Consider the following 26,474-nt stretch of genomic DNA (forward strand, 5'->3'; position numbering starts at 1 on the left):
GGGGTTTTTATATTTTTGTAAACAATTTTAATAAAAAATTATTATCTTAATAGTTTAATTAATCCATTAACCCTGCTTCATATAATTTTTTGAAGTGACCTGGTGTTGATTTTAAAGATTCAAACGTTCCGGTTTGAACTATTCCAGCACCATCAGCTCCTAAAACAATAATTTCATCAGCATTTTTAATTGTGCTTAGACGGTGTGCAATTGAAACAGTTGTTCTTCCAACCATTAAGTCTTCAAGTTTTTCTTGGATTTCTTTTTCAACAATATTATCAAGAGCACTAGTTGCTTCATCCAAAATCAAAATTTTTGGATCTTTTAAAAACATTCGTGCAATAATCATACGTTGTTTTTGACCTCCAGAAAGCATGAAACCTCGTTCTCCCAAAATAGTTTGGTATCCTTCCGGTCAAGTCATAATTAAATTGTGCAGTTCTGCTTTCTTACAAGCTTCAATCACTTCTTCTTCTGTTGCATCAAAACGCCCATAAGCAACATTATCAAAAACGTTACCGTAAATAATTTGAGGATCTTGCTCAACATAACCAATATTAAATAAGTAACTCGACAAGTTAACATCTTTTAAGTTAATATTTTTGTTAATAAGGATTTGACCTTCAGTTGGGTCATAGTATCTCAATAATAGTCGTGAAATAGTTGATTTTCCACTTCCAGTTTCACCAACAAAAGCATAGCTGCGCCCTTGTTTAAAAGTAAAATCAAATTTTGGCAAAATTGTTTTTGTTGGTTTTTCTGGATAAGCAAACGAAACACCTTTGAAAATAATGTCTCCTGAAATTTCTTCAATTTTAATACCATCATTGTAGTGAGGGTCTAAAATTGATTCTGCTTCGATTGTTGATTCTACTCGCGTTGATGCAACCGAAGCCTGAGCAATTCCAACCGATGCCATAACTACTTGAAATAGTGGTCCGGTCATAATACCTTGAGCCATGGTAAATGAGGCAAATGTAATTCCAAAGAATTCTACTCCTGCAGCGCCTGAATTACCATATTTAATCATTGCTATTCCTATCGAAATAAATTGAATAAAACTAATTCCTGAGAACAAAATTGTAATCATTAATGCTTGGATTTTTCCCATTTTTACAGATTCTGAATAGTATTTTTTATGTAAATCTTTGAAACGATTGGTTTCATAATTCTCGGTTCCTGATGCTTTTACCAAACGGATAGCTCCCACTCGGTCAGTAACATCTCCATTAATATCAGTCACAACTTCACGAACTCTTGAATAGCTACGTTTAGTAAAGGCAAACGAAATTGCCATTGCTAAAAGAATTACAACAAACATCCCTAATACCGAAGCTGCTAAAGTGGCTTCAAAAATAAACATCATAATTGAGGCTCCTATGATTGTTAGAAAAGCGTTAATTAGAGTTACTGGAACTTGAACCGCTTGATCTCCGACGATTTGAGTATCAGAGATTACTTTTGTAATGATTTCTCCAATTTTTTTATCTGAATAATATGAAATATCTTGACGTACAAGCGATTCAAGAGAACGGTTTCTTAAATCAATTTCAATTTTTTTACCCATTAAAACAGAAAAATACTGTGATCCATAGGTAATCAAAGCACTTCCAGCAACAATAGCTAGAGCAATTGTTAGGGTTGTTTGTCAAGGTAGCCCCCAAAAATCAACCCCCTGAATTGGTAGTCCGTTTTTTTGCATGATATCTGTGGTCATTTGTTTCACTAGTAGCGGAATTGCAATTGACCCTAAAACTGAAATAATTGATAAAGTAATTATAATTATTGCTAGCTGTCAATGCTTTTTAAAGTAGCGAATTACTAAAGGGAAAAATGCCCCTTTAGGTCTAGAAAGGTTTATGTCTTTTTTAATTAATTTAGCAACAGCGTTTGTGTGTTGCTTATCACTAATAACTTTGTTTGTTAATTTTTCGTTTAAAATCTCGATTTCTCGGCGGATTTCAAGATCTTTAAACTCGTGTTTTGGTAATTTAGTCATTTTATAACTCCTTTCGCTTATTATTTTATATTAAAAATTTTTTATAATAATAAATACGTTTTTACTTTTAGTAAAGGTGTTTACTAAAATAGTAAATTAAATAAAAATTGATTTCAAAGAAGTTTGCATTTAAGATAAAGTTTATATAAAATATAGTAAATATCATAAAGGAGAAAAATTATGAAAAAATTATTATCAGTTTTAGGAGCTTTAAGCCTGGCAACAATTCCCGCATCAGGTGTTGTTGCATGTAATGTTGGAATTACTCCCCCAGAAATTAATGAAGAATTGAAATATGGGGATTTAAGCGAGATATTAGAAGTTAGAGATCTAGGGCGAATTGAAGTGGAACCAACAGAAGATAAAATCGGAATTATTTCTTTAGATGTATTTAAGGATTTAATAGACAAGAATAATAAGAATGATTTGGATTGAGATAAACTAGATGTTGTCATAAATATTAATGAGGCTATCGTTTCACCAAAAGCAGAAGAAATCGAACCAGAAAAGGTTCCTGAAATAGAGATGTTTGATGAAGAAATTGAAGAACAAATTGAAGAGAAATATACAGGAGAAGCTGTCACAGTTACTTTTAAAGCATTTGCAGATTTAAATAAATCTCTTACTTCAAAAGTACTAGGTGAAGTAAATAGCGAAGCTGAAGATGATGTATTTTTAAATGAGATTTTGTTGGAACTTGGAAAATTAACAAGAAATACCAAATTTAACCCCTCTTCTAATGATGGATATTCATTAAAAGATAAAACAAGCTCAACTGTAATTTTAGTTGGTGGTGAGGAAGCCGAATACTTTGGCGAAGCTACTATCAGCTTTACTAGCATGTCTAGTTAAATAAAATAATAGATATTTATTTTGAAATTAGTATTAAAAAAGTAATTATTTAAACGGATTGGAGTTTAAAGGTTATGACAAACAAGATTTATAAAAAATGATATATTTTAACAACCTTGGCGATTGCCGGGTTTTTATTTGTTGGTTTTATTGCAACATCATTTGGTAATATTGATAGATGGTTCGCCGATGTTATGGGTGAAGGAATGCAGATCAATTTTGTAAAATTTTGAGTTGTTTTTTATAACGAAATGGGTTTTACTTCATTATTTCTTGTAATGTCAATTTCATTTTTAATTGTTATTGAAGCTTTTTATTTAAGGTTTCAAGGTAAGAAATCAGTTTACAACACAATTTATCTTTGCTATTTTGTTGTTATAATTTTTTTTCTAACTTACAACTTAATAAGACTAGTTGGGGTTTTTAATGAGAACACCGGTTGAGGACCGGGAATTGATGTAGAGTATTTAACAAATAATACCTTTAAAAGTGCTGCAAGAATATCTATATTTATCATCGAAACAATGATTTTAATTTTCTGAATTTTATTTTTACGTTTAAAACTAAGTAAATCAAGAGTTTTAATTGAGAATCGCGTTTGAATTACTGCGATTAGCGCCTTGGTATTTGGAATTATTAGTTTTTTAATTTTAACTTTGATTTTAAAACAAACTTTTGGTCGACCTTATTATTTGAATGTTGAATTTGAAAAATACATTGGAAAGGTCGAGCTAGATGATAGTGGCTGAGCTATAGATATTGAACTTACCCCAGAAGTTCAAAAACTTGAGGTTGATTACCCAAATATTAAGGAACAAATTTTACAAAGCTATAATACTGGAGGTTATTGAACACAAGCAGACAGATATTATAAATGATATGAAATTAATGGAAATTGATATCAAAATATTAAATTTTGGCCCGGATCAAAGTGATTTACTTGAATTCTTCCTTTTGATCCAAACTACACTAAACCATTATGCTGAGACAACAGGGATTTTCCGTCCGGACATACAATTTCAGGATTCACTGGGATTTACTATGTTTTATTTGCTGATTCAATAGTTAAAAACCAAAAAAACAAGCGTTGAATTACAATTACTTTATTCGCTATTTGGTTAGTAAACGAGCTCTCAATGATCAATTTGTTGGTTGTTGCTCGAACACATTATGTTTCAGATACTTGATTTTCTTTTGTGTTTTGCACCATTGCATTAATTTGATCATTGTCAGTAACAAATAAACTAGCGACTAAAATTGTTTTAAAAATCCGCAATAAAAGTTTAAAAGAAAATAATTTTTGCATTTTAAATAACAGAATTTATATTTACTATCAAAATGATAATAAAATACTAATTTCAAAATTTGGAACCAAAAAATCAGAAAAGAAAATTAAAAAATATTTAAACGAAACCCAAGTTAATGAAATTATTCATAGTTAAAATTATTGTTATTTTAAGATAGTGCTATATAATGAATTCAAGGTTGAGAACATTGAACTTCATCAGAAATAATTTTTAAATTATTAATTGCTTTGATTTTCAAACTTCCTTACCTTTATTTTTTTATTTAATAAAATATTTATTTTAGTAAAGACAGAAAATGGGGAAAATAATTATGGAATGAAAATCAAAAAATTATTTATTAGAGGATGGTAGCAAAAAAATGTTAGGCCAAATGGTTGGTCCAAAAGGGATTATTTTATTTTTCTATCCAAAAGCTAGTACAACTTTTTGCACTTTAGAAGTCAATTGCTTTCAAGAGAACTTAAGTGAGATTAAATCAAAGGGCTACTCAGTTGCAGGAGTTTCTATGGACCACAAGACTGAGCAAGAAAAATTTGCCAAAGAATGCAATATTGATTACTCATTAATTTGTGATACAGATTTAATATTACACAAAGGCTTTAACACCATTAATGGGGAAACACCAACAGAGGAAGACCGAAGTACTTTTATTTTAGATAAAAACTTAGATATGATTCATGAATTCAGAAATATTGATGCTGTCGAACATATAAAAGAGGTTATCGGTAAACTATAATAAATTGTAAAAAAATATAAATAAAAAATCTTATTGAAATTATTCAATAAGATTTTTTAATGAGTTTTAATCTAGAAAACTATAATAAAACATCAAGTATTAATTTGATTGCGGAAATTCAAATCAAGACAATTAGTATTCACTTAATGTAAATTTCTTTTGTAATATATTTTTTTACTGCAATCGCAACAATAGTTCCAATAATAACTCCTATCAGCATTGGCAATCCGGTCTTAACCATAATTTCAAAATCACCAAAAAGATGATAATTCAATAGTAGCGATATTAAAGATGCCCCCGCAATTAGCGAATGAGAAATCGGTGAAGCTTGACCCATAGTCAGACCACATCAAATTAATAAAATTGGCATCAAAATAGGTCCTCCGCCCATTCCGGTTAGTGAAGTTATTAATCCCCCAGCTATACTTATGAAAATTAACTTAAAGATATTAATGCTACTTTGTTCATTGATTTTAATATTGAATTTTGATTTTATTTCCGAATTATTTTTTTTTTCTTTGTTTTTAAAAACATATTCAACAAGGATTAACAAGATACTGACAAAAATCAAAATTGCTCCAATGATTATTTTTAAAACATCCAGGCTAAATAAGCCAGCAATATATCTTCCTAAAAATACAGCTGGAACTGAAGCCACTATTCCAATTAAAATAACTAAATAGTTAATATTTTTTTTAATTAAATTTCAAATAACATTAATGGTTGCAGAAACAAAAACAAGTAGAGTTGATATAAATTTAATTTCTTCAATGTTTTTTGACGGCAACAAAATCAGTAATAGCGGAACAAATAAAACTCCACCACCGACTCCTGAAACCGAACCCAGACCAGAAACTAATAACGCAATAACAAATAAAATTGGGATTAAAATAAATAAACTCATAATTACGACCTTTTATTAATAAATTCAAAAATTATTCAAGTAATTGTCGTCCCAATAAATCCGACAGCACCCAGTATTAGGAAAACTAAACCTATTACAAAAAAATCTCAGAATAATATTATTCCCCCAATTGCAAGACAAAAGACACTCATAAGTCCGATTGAGCAAATAATTATTTTTTGTAATTTTGTTAGTGATCCATACGAGCCCATATAATCTCTTTTCTAAATAATGTTTCTTAAACTATTATTGTTGCTTTGATACATTTCTTTTGCTTTTTGAAGGCTAACATCATTTTTTAGCATAATCGCTGCAAACTTACAATCCATCTCAGCTTGTTTTAAAGTAGCTAAAACTTTTTCATCGTCGCTTACATTTGTTAAATCCTGAACAATTTTAATACAACGAGCAACTAGTTTTTCGTTTGTTGCTTTAACATCAACCATTAAGTTGTCATAAACTTTTCCAAATTTAATCATTAAGGTTGTGGAAATCATATTTAAAACCATTTTGGTTGCAGTTCCTGATTTCATTCGAGTACTCCCAGTAACTACCTCGGGTCCTGTTAAAACTGCCATTGTTAAATCCGCAACTTCTTTAAATTCTGAATTTGAAGTCATACAAAGAGCGATTGCTGTTGCGTTAATTGACTTGGCATATTTTAGAGCTCCCAATACATAAGGGGTTCTTCCTGAAGCTCCGATTCCCAGGACTACATCTTTTTTTGAAAAATTAATTGCTTTCAAATCTTGAATTGCTAACTCTTGTGAATCTTCTGCGCCTTCGATTGGTATTCGCAGCGCTTCATCGCCCCCAGCTACATATCCAAAAATTTTATCTCCAACTCCGTATGTTGGTAACATTTCACTGGCATCCAAAACCCCAATTCTTCCTGAAGACCCCGCCCCCAAATAAATTAGTCGACCCTCATTTTTAATTTTTTCATAAATAAGGTCAACTGCTTGAGAAATTGTTTTCATTTCAGCGGCAATTGCGGATGTAATTTTACTATCTTCTTGATTAATAATTTCTAATAATTGTAATGTTGACTTAGTATCTAAATCGCGACTGTTAGGGTTTCTGCCCTCAGTCAATATGTTTTTTAAATTTATATCTTTCATTTTATCTTTCTTCCTATTTGAGTTTAAGGCTTTCAAGTTGTTTTCGATCAGCTTTAGGCATTTTACTAAATCATATGATTCAACTAATAAAAATACCAAATACTGTTGCAAATGCCAACCCATAACCAATTTTTTGACTTAATTGATAGTCTCCATTTTTTTGAAAAATAGCTTTCATATTTTTAGAACCATTTAAGGCAATTTTTGAATAGGCAAATCAACAGAACGTTGCCCCTAGAATATAGGTTAGTACTAATCCTGATAAATAGGTTAGAACTCCAGCAACAATATTACCGTCAATTGTTGTCATCATAATTGCAGCTGTTAATCCTCCTGGACCAGTGGCTGAATTCATCCCAACATTAATACCACCTCAAAAACTCATTGCTCCCATATAGAAGCCTCCAAATGCCGCAGTGATACAAGCAACAACAAAAGGTCGAACTCTTGGCAAACAAATTCCATAAAGTAGTGGTTCTCCAATTCCTAAAAAACCTGGGATAATTGCTCCTGTAATTTGCTTTCTTAAAATTGAATTTTTACCAGCCATTAATCATAAGCCAATACTTACTCCAACCATTGAGGTTCCCCCCATACACATAATTGGAAATAGTCCATTTACTCCAGTTTCTTGAATTAATGCAAAGTAAACTGGTAGAAATCCTTGGTGAACTCCAAAAGTTAAGGCAATTAAGAAGATTCCTGCCAAGAAAGCGGCTCCAAAAGGATTTTGATAAATGTTTATAAATAATCAAGAAATTGCTGTAAATAAATATCCAGCAATTGGAATTATTAATAAGAAGTTAATAAGAATCATTGAAAATACTACAATAATTGGAGTTAAAATGGTGTCAATTGCTCCGGGCATAAATCTGCGAAAGGCTTTTTCCAAATTTACAGTAACCCCAGCACTTATCATCGCCCCGATTAGGCCAGCATGAGCTGCACCCAAAATTGGGGTTCCATCAGTTTGAAAATTAACAAACCCAACTGTAAATCAGTTTTTTTCAATATCAGCTTTGTTAATTATCATCCCCAAGAAGTTATATGAGTCTCCCTGACTGACAAAAATTCCTATTACTGTTGGTCCAACAAATGTACAAAACATCGCTGCCATCAGCGCTGAAATTCCTGGGTTTCCCCCTCATTCTTCACCAATTCTTCAACCAACCGCAATTATAAAGACATTAGTTAAAATAGTTAGCCCGATTGACATTACATTTCATCATGACTTTAAGGTTTCATAGCCTTCTCAGTTTGGCCCTGTCTTATCTGCTAAAAGCGGAACTTGTGATAACATAATTCCTGCAATTCCTGATAAAATTCCAGCTCCAATAAAAGCGGGAATTAAAGGTGTAAATACTTTAGAGATTTTACTTAAAAAAGTTTGTACTCTGTTTTTATTGCGATACTTTGACTTATTTTCAGATCCCAATTGTTCAGCTGATTTGACTTGCAACTTATTGCCATCAAGATTTTCGCTAATTGCATCTTCTTTAGTGGCTTCAGTAAGTTTTGCAAACTCAACAGCAACCTTATTGACAAATCCGGGCCCTAGAATAATTTGCATTTGATCTTCAACGACCACAACGCCAAGCACTCCTGAAACCGATTTTAAAACATCTAAATTTATTTGGGCTTTGTTAATAACTTTCACCCGTAGGCGAGTCATACAATTTGTAAATGAACTTATGTTTTCTTTGCCAATGATGTCACAAATTTGATTAGCAACATTTTTAGCATTTTTCATATAAATCCTTCTCTCTATAAGTTAATGATATTATCATCAGAAATTATTACAATAAAAAAATAAGTTATGGAACCAGTTCCATAACTTGAAATTTATTTTGCATAAATATTGTTGAATAAAATTTTACTAAATTTTTCTGTGTCTGAATTATAAATAAAAGTGTATAGTTTCATAACCAAATAGAACATCGACATCTTAGACTTGATTCCCACGAGTCTCAAGGTACTTTCTGAATCATCCAATTTTAAAATAACATCACTTAAATCAAGCAATGGTGATTCATCATCGCGAGTAAAGGCGATGACTTTGCAACCTCGCTTTTTTGCAATATTTGCGTGTTTAATGATTTCAGATGTTGATCCTGAATAAGAAAAGACAAAAAGCAAATCATTAGGGTTAGCATTACTTACGCTGACATAAGTGCCATGATAGTCGGGGTTAAATTCTGCACTAAAACCAAGGCGGTCTAAACGGGTTTTCAATTCCATGGCCACAGAATTGTTGCCCCCTACCGAAGAAATAATAATTTTATTGGACTTTTGAAGTAATTGATAAATTTCACAAAATTTATCAATTGGATTTAGACTTAGGGTTTGGCGAACGACATTGAAAATAAACTCTGTTTCAAAGTCCTCGTCTGGTTTGTGCTCAAATATGGTTTTGCTTTCATTTTGAAGCAAAACTCGAAATTCTCTAAAACCCTCAAAACCATGATCTTGGAAATAACGCGTGATTGAGGCTTTTGACATATAACAATTTTTTGAAATGTCATTAATTTCTAGCGGCTGCTTTGCCTCAATCTTTTTGCAGATGTATTCTAATAAATCAGATTTTGCACGATTATTAGTTAAAAAAGAATATGCTGACTTTTTCATTGTTATTCATCCCCCTTTTTTAAATTTATTATAATTATAATCATTTTTAAATATAATACAACTAAAAAGTGTAATAATTATATTTGGATTTTTTTTGTTTTTTTTGGGTATTAGTTTAAAATATAATTAATGTCAAGGAGGATACATTTTATGAAAAAGCTGTTATCAATTTTAGCGGTTACTACAATGGTCGTGTCAGCCCCGTTAAGTGCGGTTGCTTGTGGGCGCAATAAAGATAGAGTAGTTGATGATTATGACTATGATTTAATATTAAACGAGCTAATAAGCTCAGTTAGAGAAATTGTTTTTTCCAATATTAATAGAGATTTGGCCAATTACTATTTTATTGATGAAGAGGATGAGCCAAGTTTAGGACTGGATTTTTTAACTTTTAAGAACTTGGAAAAAATTATAAGGGATGCCAATCTAGAAAACGAAAAGGAAGGCATTAACATTAAAGCTGGAAGTGAGGAATTTAACTCAATTACAGATGAAATTACAAACTGAATTAACTGGGGAAAAATTCAGAATGAAGTTCAGAACTTTATAAATAGTAGTATCAATTACAGACAAGTGTTATATGATGGTGAAAGCCCGATACAGAATTTCTATTCAATTGAGGAAATAAATTTAAAAATGTTAGATGAAGATTTGTTAAGATTATCTTTTGCAATAGACTTGCCAATCTCATTTAAAGATAAAAATGGAAATAAAGGCTTTGAACATTTTGGAAGTAATTATGAGATTAACTTTATTGGTATGCCAGATTTAGCAGATGAACTAAATAGCATCGCAGAACAAGTGCGTAAACAATTAATTACCGAAGAAATAGCAAACAAATTTGAATATATTAGCGATTCAGCAGACGATATTAAAGTTCAAAAAGGATCTGAAAAAAATTCAAATTTTAGCGAAGTTTTTGACCAAATAACCTCAGAAATTAAACTAGAAAACGAGAGTCTGACAATTGATAATTCCAAAATTAATCTATCTTCAAAAATTCTGAGTGCCAGTGGAACTCAAACCTATAATGTGACAAAGGTAAAATGAGAAGATGATGAAAAAAAAGATCCTAGAGTTAAAGACGTGAAAGACTATTTTATAAGAGATAAAATCTCTTCTGATGAGCTATCTGAATTAATGGCTAAGAACAATTCTTCTTACATAGCAATTTTTGAACCAGAGGGATTTAAGGATGATGGTGTGTCTTCTGATGCAGTTAGCGTTTATGGAGTTCTTTATAACTTGGGATCGACGACTTTTAAAAATAAAGTAGCCGAGACCGGAACTAAATTTGAAATTGATCCCGAAAATGAAAATGATAAAAGAGTTATTGGTGTTATAGGGATGGATGTTGGGGGTTTCTATGTGAATTACCAAAACCCATTAAATGAAACTATATCATTTAAAATGCCGAACAATTATGTGTTTTGTAGACAAAAAACCAGTTTCAATAATACAAAGGAACTTTTTAAAGATTTTGTTAAGGTAACAATGGAGTTTAATAAATTTTTTTATAATCTAGATAGCAATGATGAAGATTTCACATGAAGGCTAAACCTGCCTCCAAACTTACCATTGGAAAGTCTTAAATTTAATAAAAAATATGATATAAGAACTTATTTTGATGAATTAATTTTTAGTGAGATGGATAACTTTAAAGCAAATAATCCAGAAAGTAAAATTGAAGAATACTTAAACGGATATTATCTTCTTGGAACAAGTTTTGAAGTTGACGAGCAGGGATACATTAGGTTTTACAGTGGCGAAAATAATTTTGATCTTAACTCTTTGACTTTCTATTGACGAAATGCAGACTCAAATTTTACAACAAATGGTATTAATATGTCAGCTAAATCTTATTTTGGTTATGCCGATTGTAAAGGTGTTGATGGTAAAGGACCCACAAAATGACAATTTATTTTAAAATAATCTTTTATTAAATTGGTTATTTAATATCAAAAAAAATAAAACGATAATTGATTTCACAAATCAATTATCGTTTTTTTATTTATCAATTAAAAAAATATTACTTGTTTCAAGAAATATAAGCTGATGAGGTTATCTTGAAAGTCTTTGTTGTAAGACTAATAAATTTTCTTTAACTTAAGTACAAAATAAATATCTTTATAGAACAATAAGATTGTTTGTAAATTTAGATAATTATTTTAAAATATACTTCGATATTCTTCAGAATTTAGCAGTTCCCCATAAACATAAATAGATCTTTCCAATGTGACCAAATAATATTATTCCCCAATTGCAATACAAAAGACGCAACAAGTTTGGTTGAGCAAACAATTATTTTCTGTTCCTTTGTCAGGGATTCATAAGAACCCATATAATCCCTTTTCTAAATAATGTTTCTTAAACTATTATTATTGTTCTGATATATTTATTTTGCTTTTTAAAAGCTAACATCTTTTTTATCATAATCATGCTAACCCACAATCCATCTTTGCTTATTTTAAAGTAGCTAAAACTTTTTTCATCGTCGCTTACCTTTGTTAAATCCTGAAAAATTTTGTACTCAAGCAACAAGTTGCTTATTTATTACCTTCACATCGACAGTTAAGTTGTCATCCCCCTTTTTTAAATTTATTATAATTATAATCATTTTTAAATATAATACAACTAAAAAGTGTAATAATTATATTTGGATTTTTTTTGTTTTTTTTGGGTATTAGTTTAAAATATAATTAATGTCAAGGAGGATACATTTTATGAAAAAGCTGTTATCAATTTTAGCGGTTACTACAATGGTCGTGTCAGCCCCGTTAAGTGCGGTTGCTTGTGGACGCAATAAAGATAGAGTGGTTGATGATTATGACTATGATTTAATATTAAACGAGCTAATAAGCTCAGTTAGAGAAATTGTTTTTTCCAATATTAATAGAGATTTGGCCAATTACTATTTTATTGATGAAGAGCGTGAGCCAGATTTAGGACTGGATTTTTTGACTTTTAAAAACTTGGAAAAAATTATAAAAGATGCCAGTCTAGAAAATGAAAAGGAAGGCATTAACATTAAAGCTGGAAGTGAGGAATTTAACTCAATAACAGAGGAAATTACAAACTGAATTAATTGGGTAAAAATTCAGAATGAGGTTCAGAACTTTATAAATAGTAGTATCAATTACAGACAAGTTTTATATGATGGTGAAAGCCCGATACAGAATTTCTATTCAATTGAGGAAATAAATTTAAAAATGTTAGATGAAGATTTGTTAAGATTATCTTTTGCAATAGACTTGCCAATCTCATTTAAAGATAAAAATGGAAATAAAGGCTTTGAACATTTTGGAAGTAATTATGAGATTAACTTTATTGGTATGCCAGATTTAGCAGATGAACTAAATAGCATCGCAGAACAAGTGCGCAAACAATTAATTACCGAAGAAGTTGCAAACAAATTTGAATATATTAGCGATTCAGCAGACGATATTAAAGTTCAAAAAGGATCTGAAAAAGATTCGAATTTTAGTGAAGTTTTTGATCAAATAACCTCAGAAATTAAATTAGAAAATAAAAATTTGACAATTGATAATTCCAAAATTAATATATCTTCAAAAATTCAGGGAGCTAGTGGAACTCACGACTATACTTGAGAGCAGATAAGTTGAAGCGAATCAAACAATGATTCTAGACTTCAAGACTTGAAAGACTATTTTATAAGAGATAAAATCTCTTCTGATGAACTATCTGAAATAATGGCTGAAAATGGTTCTTCTTACATAAAATTTTATAAACCAGAAGGATTTAAGGATGACGGTGTGTCTTCTGATGCAGTTAGCGTTTATGGAGTTCTTTATAACTTGAATTCAACAACTTTTAAAAATAAAGTAGCCGAGACCGGAACTAAATTTGAAATTGATCCTGAAAATGAAAATGATAAAAGAGTCATTAGTGTTATAGGGATGGATGTTGGGGATTTCTATCTGAATTACCAAAACTCATTAAATGAAACCATATCATTTAAAATGCCCAACAATTATGTATTTTGTAGACAAAAAACTAGTTTCGATACTACAAAAGAACTTTTTAAAGATTTTGTTAAGGTAACAATGGAGTTTAATAAATTTTTTTATAATTTAGATAGCAATGATGAAGATTTCACATGAAGGCTAAACCTGCCTCCAAACTTACCATTGGAAAGTCTTACATTTAATAAAAAATATGATATCAGAACTTATTTTGATGAATTAATTTTTAGTGAGATGGATATCTTTAAAAAAAATAATCCAGAAAGCAAAATTGAAGAATACTTAAACGGATATTATCTTTTTGGAACAAGTTTTGAAGTTGACGAGCAGGGATACATTAGGTTTTACGATGGCGAAAAAAATTATGATCTTAATTCTTTGACTTTTTATTGAAGAAATACAAATTCACCTTCAACAACAAAGGGTAGTAATTGGTCAGCTAAATCGTATTTTGGCTATGCCAATTGTAAAGGTGTTGGTGGTAAGGGGCCCACAAAATGACAATTCATTTTAAAATAATCTTTAGTTAAATTGGTTATTTAGTATAAAAAAATAAAACGATAATTGATTTATAAAACCAATTATCGTTTTTTTATGGAATTTCGGATGATGGGTTTAAAAGTCTTTATTAAAAGACTAATAATTTTTTTTAACTTTAGTTCAAAATTAATATCTTTATAGTGCAATAAGATTATTTGTAAATTTAGATAATTATTCTAAAAATACACTCCGATATTCTTCAGAATTTAGCAGTTCCCCAGAACCATAAATAGATCTTTCCAATATAACCAAATAATATTATTCCCCTATTGCAATACAAAAGACACAACAATTTCGGTTGAGCAAACAATTATTTTCTGTTACTTTGTTAGGGATTCATAAAGACCCTTATAATCCCTTTTCTGAATAATTTTTTTTAAACTATTATTGTTGTTATGAAACATTTCTTTTGCTTTTTTAAAGCTTACAACATTTTTTAACATAATCATGTTAAACCACAATCCATCTTAGCTTATTTTAAAGTAGTTAAAACTTTTTTCATCGTCGTTTACATTTGTTAAATCTTGAAAAATTTTGGTACAACGAGCAACTAGTATTTAGCTTATTGTCTTCACATCGACCGTTAAGCTGTCATAAATTTTTTTAAATTTAATCATTAATTGAGACTTTTGGAATACAACCTTTTTTTAAAATGTCATTAATTTCTAGAGCTTGCTAAACCTCAATATTTTTGCACATGTATATAAATCAGATTTTGCACGATTATTGGTTATAAAAAAATGCTCTGACTTTTCATTGCTATTCATCTCTATTTTTTTAATTTATTGTTATATTTAGATTTTTTTGTTTTTTTTTAGTTATTAGTTTAAAATATAATTAATATCAGAGAGGATAAAATTTATGAAAAAATTACTATCAATTTTAGCGGTTACTACGATGGTTGTGTCAGCCCCATTAAGTGCGGTTGCTTGTGGACGCAATAAAGATAGAGTAGTCGATGATTATGACTATGATTTAATATTGAATGAGCTAATAAGCGCAGTTAGAGAAATTGTTTTTTCCAATATTAATAGCGATTTGGCCAATTACTATTTTATTGATGAAGAGCGTGAACCAGATTTAGGACTAGATTTTTTAACTTTTAAAAACTTGGAAAAAATTATAAAAGATGCCAATCTAGAAAACGAAAAGGAAGGCATTGACATTAAAGTTGGAAGCCAGGAATTTAACTCAATAACTGACGAAATTAAAAATTGGATTAACTGGGTAAAAATTCAGAATGAGGTTCAGACTTTGATAAATAGTAATATCAACTATAGACAAGTCCTCTATGATGGTGAAAGCCCTATACAGAGTTTTTACTCAATTGAAGAAATAAATTTAAAAATGTTGGACAAAGATTTATTAAGATTATCTTTTGCAATAGACTTGCCAATCTCATTTAAAGATAAAAACGGAAATAAAGACTTTGAGCATTTTGGAAGTAATTATGAGATTAACTTTATTGGTATACCAGATTTTGCAGATGAACTAAATAACATCGCAGAACAAGTTCGCAAACAATTGATTACCGAAGAAGTTGCAAACAAATTTGAATACATTAGTGATTCAGCAGACTTTATTAAAGTTGAAAAAGGATCTGAAAAAGATTCGAATTTTAGTGAAGTTTTTGAGCAAATAACCTCAGAAATTAAATTAGAAAATAAAAGTTTGACAATTGATAATTCCAAAATTAATATATCCTCAAAAATTCAGGGAGCTAGCGGAACTGGTTCGTCAGGTTGATCTCAGATAGATTGAGACAAAAACAGTGATTATAGGGTTGGAAACTTAAAAGACTATTTTATAAGAGATAAAATTTCTTCTGATGAACTATCTGAATTAATGACTAAAAACAATTCTTCTTACATAAAAATTTATGAGCCTGATGGATTTAAGGATGATGGCGTGTCTTCTAATGCAGTAAGTGTTTATGGACTTGTTTATGACTTGAGATCGAAAACAACTTTTATAAATAAAGTGGAAGCAATCGGAACTAAATTTAAAATTGATCCCGAAAATGAAAATGATAAAAGAGTTATTGGTGTTATAGGGATGGATGTCGGGGATCTCTATGTGAATTACCAAAACCCATTAAATGAGATTATATCATTTAAAATGCCCAACAATTATGTATTTTGTAGACAAAAAACCAGTTTCAATACTACAAAAGAACTTTACAAAGATTTTGTTAAAACAACAATGGAGTTTAATAAATTTTTTTATAATTTGGATAGTAACGATGAAGATTTTGTATGAAGGTTAAATTTACCTCCGAACTTACCAATGGAAAGTCTTAAATTTAATAAAAAATATGATATAAGAACTTATTTTGATGAATTAATTTTTAGTGAGATAGATAACTTCAAAACAAATAATCCAGAAAGCAAAATCGAAGAATACGTAAGCGGATATTATCTTTATGGAATAAATTTTGAAGTTGACGAACAGGGATACATTAGGTTTTATGACGAAACAAAAAATCTTTATGTTAATAGTTTGAGTTTTTATTGAAAAAATAAAAACTCATCTTTAGCAACAAAAGGTGATGTTTTTTCAGCTAAATCGTATTTCGGTTATGCTGATTGCGAGGGCATTAAAGGCGAAGGGCCCACAAAATGACAATTTATTTTAAAATAATCTTTTATTAAATCGGTTATTTAATATGAAAAAATAAAACGATAATTGATTTTACAATTCAATTATCGTTTTTTTATTTATCAATTTAAAAATTATTACTTGTTTTAGAAAATAGATGATGATGGGTTTTGCCTAAAAATATTTTTCGTGAAACTAATAAATTTTATTTTAAATTAGTACAAAATAAATATTTTTATAGAACAATAAGATTATTTGTAAATTTATAAAATTGTTCTAGAAATACACTACGGTATTCTTTAGAACTCAGCAGTCCCCCAGAAACATAAAGAGTTAAATTAGTGTTAAAATTAGAATTTTTAAGATCTGTCACTAATTTTTTTATTATCTCTTCTGAAACTATTTTCTTTTCTAAAATCATGTTTGGAATAATCGTTAAAATATTTACAGTAAATTCTGAAATTTTTTGCTTAAAATTATCCTGGTCGAGGTACATTTTTTTGATTTCTTCAAAATCTTTTATTTTAAAATATTCACATGTCGATTTTATAAAATTGCTGTCTGGCTTTTTATTTTCAAAATCATTTATTCCGTGACGAATTCAAGTTTTACCAAAATCAAATGCAGAACCATAATCTCCAAATAGATGTCCTCATCCCCCAATAATTCTTGAAGATTTTAAAGTTTTTTCTAGATTGACACTTCCAGTACCCAAACTCATGAAGTTGAATTCTTTTTCGCTTACAAGGAGTTCAGCTTGCAACTCAATATCTGTCAAAAATTCAATATCTAAAAAATCTTGAACGAAAAAGCTTTTGATCTTTTCTTTATCATACATTCTAATTCCCGGGATTCCAAACTTAATTGGAAAAGCACGAAAATCAAAAATTAATTTTTTAATCTCATTTAAATTTCTTAATGATTCAGTTTCAAAGGCAACCAAGTTTAGTCTTGGACCAACTAACTTATCTAAAATTTTTTTGTTTTCATCGCATAAATAAATCTTAGTGCTTGTGGCCCCACCATCAACGTAAATATTTTTACAATCTGTCATTTAAGTTTTCCAATCTATTTTATTATCTGGAATTTAAATCTTGTTCACGGTTTAATGTAATCCAATAAGAACAGTTGGTCAGACAAGACCTTTGCAATTAAATTTTTACGAGAATCTTTTTCAACTTCATTAATAATTAGTTGCAATTCACCTTTATATAAACCAAAATCATTATTGCCAATCACAATATCGCCCTTTTTAAAATCTTGGGTTGCTTTTATAACCGGGAAATTTTCTGCTTTAAATTTTACTCGACTTTGCGTTGATCTAATAAACATTGGGTTAACATCACCGCGTCGAAAATGAATTTCGTGCTCTAGAATTTGTTTGTCAATTTTTGTAGCAGATTTTTCTAAATTGATTTTTATTTCTGGAATATAACGGTCCAATTTGCCCAATTCCTCAAGCTCTTGATTGGTAGCGTAGGCATTTGAAATAATAATATCATCTGTCATTTCGCTCGCTCAAAGAGCTGTAACCTGAGTTGTGATATCTTTACCTCGCAAAGATTCTAGAGTACAACAATTATCATCAATTTCTCAATTAGAAACTTTTTGATTATTTAAACTTGAGACGAAAGCTGTTGTTCGCAAACCCAAAGCTCTAAATTTTTTTGAGGTTTCAAAATAATAGTCATCTGTTAGTCCGCAATTTTTTTGAGGATAAAAGTTATGACTCCCCCGAACACGGTGATAAATTGGTTTATAAGATAAAACATCGTTAACCAAAAAATCGTTGTTATCCATGTTTAATTCTATTGAAATATTATGGTCATTAAATGTTAATTTTGATAAATTAATAGCCTCGATTGGAGAATCAAAACGAATTACATCAACACCCAAATCCACAAAGAAATCTAAATCATTTTTAAAATCTATTTCTTTTAGTATTCTGGTGTTAACATCGATTGTTACTTTCATACTTTTACTACGAGCATAAGCGAAAACTTCTTGATATTTTTTTAAAATAGTTTTGGAGTTGTTATCATTTAAATCCAACTGTAATAAAGCACTTCATAATATTGAAAAATTGTTTTTAACGGCTTTGTCAATATATTCTTTCATTGCTTGCATTTCCATTTTTTCAGGATAGACGGCAATTCCTAATCTTCTTTCAAACATTTTAACCTCTAGTCTATTGTTATTGGAGTCTTTGAACTACCATGACGTTTTCTTTGAGATCTATTAGAAACCAGGTTTAAGAATACTCCAATATACATTGCAAACAACACGGCAGTGATAGTTTTGGTGTAAACATTATCTTCTCATAGCATAAACAAAGCTACCGCTATTAAGAAAACTGTGATCATCCCAATAGTACCAAATAATATTATCCCGATTTTACTTCTTGTAATAAATTTGTTTGCTAAAAAATAACTTGTTATAAATACTACCATTCCGATTGCCAAAGCAATTGTAAATTGAATTCCTTCAAGCATTATTTCATCTCACTTGCTTCTAATTTTTTATTATTAAAGTCATTTGTTAAATCTGTACGATTAGTTCAATACTCTAATTTTTGTTTTGTGAATTCTAATTTTAAATCTAAAAATTCTGGTGATTTTTTTTCTAGTTTTTTAAATTTTAATGTGAAAGCTTTTTGATTTTCCAATCAAGCTTTTTTCAAATTGGTTTTAGCAATTTTAAATTCATCTTTTAAAATTGCATAATCTTTTTTAAATTTATATTTATGAGATTTTAAATTATTTTTATTTATTAATTCTGACTCAGCCATAATAAATTTATTTTTTTGAGCCTGTAGTTTCATAATATCTTTTTGATATTGTTGATCTTTAACAGCTGCTCAAATTTCTTCATTCTTACGATAGCCAGCCAATGCTTTACATTCTTCTAATTCTAAATTTCTTAAAGCAATTTTTTCATCAATCAAAATTTCTTTATTTATCAGTTTGTTTTCTTTATTTTTTAGTTTTTCAGAAGTTGTGGTTGGTAACATTTTGCTTAGGTACTCAGCTTTTAGGGCAGCACGTTTATTTGCAAAAACTAATTTTGTTTCATCAATTTTAATTTTTTCAGCTGAAACATATTTGTTTGGTCATTTCATTTTTAATCTTAAGAATCCCAAGAAAGAATAGTGTTCGTCTTTATTGTAAACTTTTCCTTCTAAGAACAATTCTTGTTTTAATAAACTTTTATCGTATGCCATCATGAATGGAGCATAACAAACTGTGGAAATTCCAATTGTTGCCAATGGAATAAAGACGGCTTTTCAGTCAACCCCAGCTGATAGAATGGCCCCAATTGGACCTGGTAAAGTCCAAGGTGCAGTGGCAACAAAGCGAACGTTTAATACTTGCATTAATAAAGCTCCAACCAAAATACAAATTTGAGGAGTTAATATAAAGGGAATAAACAAGAAAGCATTTAACATAATTGGGAAACCAAAAATTACTGGTTCATTAATGTTAAAAATTCCTGGGACGATACTTACTTTACTAATTGATTTTATTTGTTTTGATTTTGCAAGAAGCAGCGCTGAAATTAGTAGTCCTAAAGTCGCCCCACTTCCTCCAACTCAAACCCCTCATTGTAAAAATTCTTCAGGGTATAGGTAAGGAATATCAAGTCCGGCATTAAAAGCATCGTTATTTTCAGTAATTGCTGTTGTTCAAAATGGTCTTAAAAATGACCCCACAACGCTGGCCCCTGAAATCCCAAGCATTCAAAATACAGTAATTAGTAATCCAGTTAGCATTACCCCAGGTAGAGTTCCAGTTAGTGCTCCTTGAATTGGATTTAAAATTTTCCCTAAGTCATTTATAAAGTCAAATCCTAATCAAAAACGAGTTAATCCTACAACTGTAGCTCAGATTAAGATGGGAATTAAAATAATAAATGAGTTAGAAACTGATTTAGGAACAACACTTGGCATTCTAATTGTAATGTTATACTTCTTACATAATCTGTAAAATTCGTACATTGCAATACCTGAGATGATGGCAACAAATAGTCCTTTTGAACCAATGTTGGCCATATTCATCGCTCAAACCCCACCAGCTAATCCACCAGCGTCGTTTAAACCAACATAGAGCATATCAGCTCCAACTCACATTGCAAAGGCTGTAAAAGTTAAAACCCCTCCTGTGGTTGGATCCATTTTATAAGATTTGGCAAGTTCAGATCCAATAGCAAATGCTGTTACAAATGACATTAATCCCATTGTCATTCGGTTAATTTGTTGAAAAGTTGTTACAAGTTTGGGGGGCAACAGTGAACTTAATAAGTCTGTGCTCCCACTTCCAATTGGAAAGTTTAAGATAATAAGGAACAAAGCTCCGATTATAATTAATGGAATGTTAGCAACCACGGCATTTCGCAAAGCCAACATATGACGTTGGTTTGCAAATTTTGTTAGTCCTGGCATTACATTATTATTAACTCATGATTGAGATAATTCTTTTTTCTTATCTTTTATCTGAGTTTCTAAACCGAAGAGCTCTTGTTCTTTATCGTTTTTTTCGATATTCATATAAGTCTTCTTTCTAGATTATTTTGCAAGTTCTAATTTTATTTCTTCATATAATTGTTTAGCTTGTGTGGCAACATAGAGTTTTGGATCAATTTGCATACACTTTATATTTTTACTATCACAGATTTTTTTGATTTCGTTAAAACGAAAACGAATTTGTGGTGATACCAAAACAATTTCATAATCAGCAAAGGTATCATTTGAAAAACCTCCCGCTGAAATACCCAAGGCATCTCATTTAATGCCATCAGGAATCGTAATGTTATCGAGAGCTTGAGCCATCATAGTGGTTGAAAAACCTCCCGAACAGGTCAATAAGCCTTTTTTCATAACTTTTTTTCCTTTCTTAATAGAATTAATTCTATTATTTAAATTATCTTTGAAATTTTTTATTTAGCAATGATTTCAAGAGTTTCAGAAAGTAGTTTCAAAAACAAAAACTAAGTTCTGAAAAAAAATCTTTGTCAGCTTTTTAAGATGTTTAAAATTTCAAGATCTTCTTCTTTAACATAGCCTAGATAATTTTTTTCTTTGGTGTTTAAAATCTTTTGATTAACAATTTGTAGCTCGAATTTGTAAAGACCGGCTAAATCATTACCAATTAAGATATCCCCTGGTTCAAAATATTTTTTTTCATAAATTCTGGCAGGGTTACTTTGATTTTTAAATTCCACTCGGGTCGCTGTGGAGCGAATAAAGTGTTCGTTTACATCTCCGCGATTTTGATGAAGACGATTTAAGACTATCTCTTTTTCTAAAGAGTTTATATCTGTTTCTAAATCAACATCTAGTTCTAAAATATCGCGATTTAATTTTCCCAGACTCTCAATTTCAACTTTTGTTGCTGGACAATTGGCAATAATCAAATCATCGACAATTTTAGTAGTTCACATATATTTTGCTTGACTTACAATGTTCATTTCACGACAAACCTCAAGTGTTGGGGTGCCGCTTTGATGAGGTCAAGAACAAAATGCTTTTGGATTGTTAGATGATAGATAGGCAGTGGTTTTGATATTGTTTTTCAAGAAAGGTTCGCTGGTTTTGTAAAAGTATTCTAAACTTAAGCCTGTGTGATTTTGAGGATAAAAGTTATGACATCCAACTAAATTGTTTTTGTTGGGATCATATGACAATATATCCTGTAAAGCAAAGTTGTCATTGCTCATTTGCAGTTCAATTTTGATATTGGCTTGATTGTAAGATAAATCAGCGGTAGTTTTAGAATCAATTGGCAAGTCAAAACGAACAATATCAACACCGTGATTTTGAAATCAGCTTAGATCTTTTAAATCCAGCCCCAATAGCTTTAAAACGCGTTCGTTAATATCAATTGTCACATTAAAACCAATCGCTTTGGCGATAGCTATTGCCTTTAAGCATAATGGTAGTAAGGTTTCTTGATTTTGTTCTAATAAGTTGATTGGTAAAAAGGTTAAATAGGCTCTTGTAAAGTTATTAGCTCATGCTAAATTTAAATAACTTTTTATCTCTGCGCTACTCATTTTATCTGGGTATATTGCAACTCCAAGTTCTCTTGTCATAATTGACCCCCTTTTTAAAAAAATTTAAAACGTTTAAAAGTTCTAAAATACTGGCTATTGATATTGGTGTGGTTGATCAAGTTTTATTTATTTTTGTGTAAATATATGATTTCAACTGCCATTTCAACAGCTAATTGTGCTGTTATCATTTGGTCTTCTGAATGCATATATAATGGAGAAAAGTTTATTGGATTTCCCTTTGCTTCTTCAGCAATTACTTCCATATGGATTTGACCAGCAGTGGCCAAGCTTTCTTGAGCCTCTTTAATAAGTTGATCTGCTTCGCTTCATTTTTTTTCTTTTGCTGCTTGAATCGCCATCATTGCACTTGATTTAGCCATTCCAGAGTTAGAAATTAACCCCATAGAAATTTCTTCTAGTTTTTCTTTATTCATTTAATAGTTCCTCCGATGTAATTTTATTACATTTAAAATTGAATAATTAGAATCTATCAATATTGTATCTAGTTGCGAAAAATGAAATTAGAGCTTGGTTTGAAAATAAGATATCAAAAACTTGAATCTGCAAAGAAATTTCAAATAAAAAGCACGCCATTAACTAAATCATTAGTCAATGGCGTGCTCAAATATTTTTTATAAAATGTCTTGATTGATATAAATTAAACAGTTTTTACAATATAGTTTTTTGCAAACATTTCTGCAAAAGTTCCTTTTTTCATACAAATTCTAACAATATCAATAATTCAACCAATTCCAATTGTCACTGCATAAAACATTGGTGTCAAAATAAATAAGAATAGGAACAACATTAACATTTTTCCTTTTCCTGGGTCGTAATTTAATCCCATAACTCTCATTCCGATGTTGGGTTTTCCTTGACAAAATCAAATAATTCTAAAAATAAAATATATTCCTAGTGTTATAATTGTTAATCCCAAGTCAATTAACGAAGCCACGAAACGTCTTCAAAATCCTGCTGCTTTCATAATAATCCTCTTTTTTCTATAACTGCTACATTCAGTCTAAAAATATTATATTATAAAAAAAGTTTATTACAACGGAAAAAGTTTTATTTGAAAAAAATACTTAAAATATTATGGATCTAAGAGAGAATGTTCGTACAAGGGTTTATGATTCTTTTTAAAAAAGCTGAAAAGAACAGCAAGGTTTATTAAAGAATACAAGCCTCCAGCAAAATAAAACCAGGCAAATAATTTTTAGACTAAAGCTCTTGAGCTTCTTATTTCACAAAAATAAATGTTTTTATTGAATGTTCAAAAAATCGCAGTTATACAAATTCTGTAAAATATTTAAAAGACTTTTTTGTAAACAAATTTTATTAATGACAAAATCAATTATTTTATCAATATTAATTATTTTTTAATAAAGCTAGCTCTCACTGCCTAGAATTATCTATAACAAAAATAAGGCAGATATTTAATATAATTTATTAAAAGTTTTTCAAGCGACTTATAATTAATCTAGAAAATATTTAGTAAAAATAACTCCCAATATACCCATTACCTTCACCTGGTTATGTTTAAATTCCTTGCTTGGCTATATTAAGGTGAAATATTGTTTTATATGATGATTTAACACAAAGGACACAAGTAGTAGCATATTTTGAGACAGAAAAGCCGATCCAATTGGATCGGCTTGAACCATTTTTCTAAAATACTTCTGTTTACTCGCAAAAGTATGTTGAATTTAATTTATTTGATATTTTTAAGACTCTTTATATTTAACTTTATATTTAGCTTTACTTCCAGGATAATCAGGTCATATGCTAGGATCGATATTTGTAGGCATAGAAAATCCAATTCTCCCGACACCGTTTGCTGTACCATAAGACCCCTTACTGAAAAAAGAAGCGTTTGGAGAAAAAAACCAATCGTTCATAGGTTGTTTTTCGCTAGTGTAAAATGATAAATCAAGGTTTTTTGATATTTTTATATACTCTAATTGACTTTTTTTATCCAATATTGATGATCCAGCGAAATGATTTAGATATTTTTCGTGCTCAGGATTTTTGGCAATTACCTTAGCTTTTACATCATCGAACATTGCAGATAGTAATTCCTCAGCTTCGTAAAATTTATCAGTTTGAATTTCTGATTCTAGCTTTTCAGGGATTGAGAAATAGAAAGTTTCGAAATTTGATTTATTGTCATTTAAGCCATAAAATTCCTGAAAAAATGCAAACTGTGCTGCGAAAAATTCTTTTTGAACCTCCATTGTTGCCTTGGTCGCATTTTGTCGAAGGCCGATTTGAATCTTTGGCATTTCAATCGAGACTGTTTGACTTGTTATTTTAGATTTATATTGCAGACTAAAACCACTAACTTCAGATTGGAAAACTCCCAATAACTTGGCATCAGTATTTTGTTTTAAGTCAGTTGCCTGAGAAAACGCAAAATTTGGTGTTTTTTTTGTGATACTTGAAATAATTGGATTCTTATTATCTGAATTAAAGAATGGGTTAAATGATCTTGTTCATTCAGCGTTAGTATCAATTATTTTTGCATTTACTGGAGGATTTATAAAATTACTTGTTATTTTATTTACTGGTCGATGATCTTTAATTTGATAAATTTCTAAAAAATCATCTAGAGCAACCGAGTTGTTGTCTGCAAAATTATCTCAGAAATCTCGCCATGGTCCCTCATTCATATCAGCTCAGGTTGTATTAGTATGATAATCACCGAATGCTTGAATTTTGTGAAATCTTGAAGAGAACTTGGAATCATCGTCATGTAAAAGCTTTTCAGAGATGGCTGGAACAAACTTTTCAATACCAGATTCTACTTTTAAAGAATCAGTTTTGAAAGTATAGTCTTTTCAATTTTGGTTACTTTTTTTGACTTTTTCACCAACTTCAACAAATTTTGTACCCACATTAGAGCTCTTGCTTATAATCTTAACATTTTCTTGAACTTGACCACTATCGCTTTCAAAATTAAATGAGTTGGCATAGGCTTTTGAATTTACTTCGTCATCTATTTTTTCGGCAATCTCCTTCATTTCTTCTGCGGCATCTCTCTCCTTAAAAATAGTAATTGAAGACATGTAATTCACAGTTTCATATGCTTCTTCTCCGGTTTTATCTTTTAAAACATAAGATGATTCTGTTTTGAATTGAATTGAAAACAAATCTTGGTCCAGTTTTAAAACAGAAATACTTTCAAAGTCTATTTCAGAATTTGCAAACGGATTTTTTCCATCAACTAGTAATGGTCTGTAGTTAACGTTTTTTACAATTTGGCTGTCAGCAGATTTTTTTAAATTTTCCAAACTAACAACTTTTTTTAAATCTTTAGATATTTCTTCAAATTCTTTAGAATCTCGCTCAATAACTTTTACAGGTGGACCCGACTCAATTATTCCATCTAAATAAGATGTGGAAATGTTGTCAAAAATTTTGTCATCTTCAATGTCTTCTTGACTTGTAAAGAAATATTTTTCATAATCTTTTGATAAACTATTTTGATAAACTTGTGTAATATCTCTCATGAAATCTATTTTTGTTTCATCAAAGTCAAACTCTTTGCCAATTTTGCCACCCTCATCACCACAGGCAACAACACTCAACGGAGCTGAAACAACCATCGTAGTAGCGGCTAAAATTGATAGTAATTTTTTCATATTTGTTTCTCCTTTATTAATATATGTTCATTAGAAATTATTATTGAACTCAATTTAAATTTGGATAAATTGTAAAAAAATAAATTGTAAAACGGGGGTGAAATTCACCAATAAATACAA

The 26,474-nt window shown here is 29.8% G+C and carries 20 protein-coding genes; 6 read left to right on the forward strand and 14 right to left on the reverse strand.

The window, feature by feature from the left end; all coding sequences use genetic code 4:
• Positions 1-58: 58 nt before the first annotated feature.
• On the reverse strand, positions 59-1,999 hold the full coding sequence (locus SSABA_RS04560; protein WP_025251412.1) for an ABC transporter ATP-binding protein: 1,941 nt from the start codon (positions 1,997-1,999) through the stop codon (positions 59-61).
• Positions 2,000-2,179: 180 nt separating this feature from the next.
• On the opposite strand from SSABA_RS04560, the gene SSABA_RS04565 reads away from it, so the two are divergent.
• The 3 genes from SSABA_RS04565 (at position 2,180) to SSABA_RS04575 (ending at position 4,894) form a co-directional block, all read left to right on the forward strand.
• Entirely contained in the window at positions 2,180-2,851 is a 672-nt protein-coding gene (locus SSABA_RS04565; RefSeq protein ID WP_025251413.1) for a lipoprotein, read from the forward strand.
• Between the two features lie 74 nt (positions 2,852-2,925).
• Positions 2,926-4,293, forward strand: coding sequence for a phosphatase PAP2 family protein (locus tag SSABA_RS04570; protein ID WP_025251414.1), 1,368 nt, complete (start codon positions 2,926-2,928; stop codon positions 4,291-4,293).
• Positions 4,294-4,468: 175 nt separating this feature from the next.
• Positions 4,469-4,894, forward strand: a complete 426-nt coding sequence (locus tag SSABA_RS04575; RefSeq protein WP_025251415.1) for a peroxiredoxin — start codon at positions 4,469-4,471, stop codon at positions 4,892-4,894.
• Positions 4,895-4,973: 79 nt separating this feature from the next.
• Here the strand turns inward: SSABA_RS04575 and SSABA_RS04580 are convergent, their stop codons facing one another.
• The 4 genes from SSABA_RS04580 to SSABA_RS04600 form a co-directional block, all read right to left on the reverse strand.
• The gene (locus SSABA_RS04580; RefSeq protein WP_025251416.1) at positions 4,974-5,798 is read right to left on the reverse strand and encodes a sulfite exporter TauE/SafE family protein; all 825 of its coding nucleotides are present in this window, start codon (positions 5,796-5,798) and stop codon (positions 4,974-4,976) included.
• A 224-nt stretch (positions 5,799-6,022) separates the two neighbouring features.
• On the reverse strand, positions 6,023-6,919 hold the full coding sequence (gene murQ / locus SSABA_RS04590) for an N-acetylmuramic acid 6-phosphate etherase (RefSeq protein ID WP_025251418.1): 897 nt from the start codon (positions 6,917-6,919) through the stop codon (positions 6,023-6,025).
• A gap of 13 nt (positions 6,920-6,932) precedes the next feature.
• Positions 6,933-8,669, reverse strand: a complete 1,737-nt coding sequence (locus SSABA_RS04595) for a PTS transporter subunit EIIC (RefSeq protein ID WP_025251419.1) — start codon at positions 8,667-8,669, stop codon at positions 6,933-6,935.
• A gap of 92 nt (positions 8,670-8,761) precedes the next feature.
• Positions 8,762-9,544: a MurR/RpiR family transcriptional regulator gene (locus SSABA_RS04600; protein ID WP_025251420.1), complete on the reverse strand. Its 783-nt coding sequence runs from the start codon at positions 9,542-9,544 to the stop codon at positions 8,762-8,764.
• Positions 9,545-9,694: 150 nt separating this feature from the next.
• On the opposite strand from SSABA_RS04600, the gene SSABA_RS04605 reads away from it, so the two are divergent.
• From SSABA_RS04605 to SSABA_RS04615, 3 genes are all read left to right on the forward strand, one after another.
• Complete coding sequence (locus tag SSABA_RS04605) at positions 9,695-11,476, forward strand: hypothetical protein (protein ID WP_025251421.1); 1,782 nt, start codon at positions 9,695-9,697, stop codon at positions 11,474-11,476.
• A 791-nt stretch (positions 11,477-12,267) separates the two neighbouring features.
• Positions 12,268-14,046, forward strand: coding sequence for a hypothetical protein (locus tag SSABA_RS04610; RefSeq protein WP_025251422.1), 1,779 nt, complete (start codon positions 12,268-12,270; stop codon positions 14,044-14,046).
• A gap of 882 nt (positions 14,047-14,928) precedes the next feature.
• On the forward strand, positions 14,929-16,707 hold the full coding sequence (locus tag SSABA_RS04615; protein WP_025251423.1) for a hypothetical protein: 1,779 nt from the start codon (positions 14,929-14,931) through the stop codon (positions 16,705-16,707).
• Between the two features lie 193 nt (positions 16,708-16,900).
• Here the strand turns inward: SSABA_RS04615 and SSABA_RS04620 are convergent, their stop codons facing one another.
• The 9 genes from SSABA_RS04620 to SSABA_RS04660 form a co-directional block, all read right to left on the reverse strand.
• Positions 16,901-17,719: a hypothetical protein gene (locus tag SSABA_RS04620; protein WP_025251424.1), complete on the reverse strand. Its 819-nt coding sequence runs from the start codon at positions 17,717-17,719 to the stop codon at positions 16,901-16,903.
• 14 nt (positions 17,720-17,733) lie between these two features.
• On the reverse strand, positions 17,734-18,840 hold the full coding sequence (locus SSABA_RS04625) for a MupG family TIM beta-alpha barrel fold protein (protein WP_025251425.1): 1,107 nt from the start codon (positions 18,838-18,840) through the stop codon (positions 17,734-17,736).
• A gap of 8 nt (positions 18,841-18,848) precedes the next feature.
• Entirely contained in the window at positions 18,849-19,157 is a 309-nt protein-coding gene (locus SSABA_RS04630; protein WP_025251426.1) for a putative phage holin, read from the reverse strand.
• Positions 19,157-21,208, reverse strand: coding sequence for a PTS sugar transporter subunit IIC (locus tag SSABA_RS05035; RefSeq protein WP_025251427.1), 2,052 nt, complete (start codon positions 21,206-21,208; stop codon positions 19,157-19,159). The genes SSABA_RS04630 and SSABA_RS05035 overlap by 1 nt, the downstream gene beginning before the upstream one ends.
• An 18-nt stretch (positions 21,209-21,226) precedes the next feature.
• Positions 21,227-21,538: a PTS sugar transporter subunit IIB gene (locus tag SSABA_RS05040; RefSeq protein WP_025251428.1), complete on the reverse strand. Its 312-nt coding sequence runs from the start codon at positions 21,536-21,538 to the stop codon at positions 21,227-21,229.
• A 110-nt stretch (positions 21,539-21,648) separates the two neighbouring features.
• Positions 21,649-22,752 (reverse strand): MupG family TIM beta-alpha barrel fold protein, encoded by a 1,104-nt coding sequence (locus SSABA_RS04645; RefSeq protein WP_025251429.1) that lies wholly within the window; start codon positions 22,750-22,752, stop codon positions 21,649-21,651.
• A gap of 83 nt (positions 22,753-22,835) precedes the next feature.
• Positions 22,836-23,147, reverse strand: coding sequence for a PTS lactose/cellobiose transporter subunit IIA (locus SSABA_RS04650; protein ID WP_025251430.1), 312 nt, complete (start codon positions 23,145-23,147; stop codon positions 22,836-22,838).
• A 224-nt stretch (positions 23,148-23,371) separates the two neighbouring features.
• Positions 23,372-23,698 (reverse strand): RDD family protein, encoded by a 327-nt coding sequence (locus tag SSABA_RS04655; protein WP_025251431.1) that lies wholly within the window; start codon positions 23,696-23,698, stop codon positions 23,372-23,374.
• A 739-nt stretch (positions 23,699-24,437) separates the two neighbouring features.
• The gene (locus SSABA_RS04660; protein WP_025251432.1) at positions 24,438-26,354 is read right to left on the reverse strand and encodes a lipoprotein; all 1,917 of its coding nucleotides are present in this window, start codon (positions 26,352-26,354) and stop codon (positions 24,438-24,440) included.
• Positions 26,355-26,474 lie beyond the last annotated feature (120 nt).

Origin of the sequence: Spiroplasma sabaudiense Ar-1343 (assembly GCF_000565215.1) — a bacterium.
In the GTDB taxonomy this organism is placed as follows: domain Bacteria; phylum Bacillota_I; class Bacilli_A; order Mycoplasmatales; family Mycoplasmataceae; genus Spiroplasma_B; species Spiroplasma_B sabaudiense.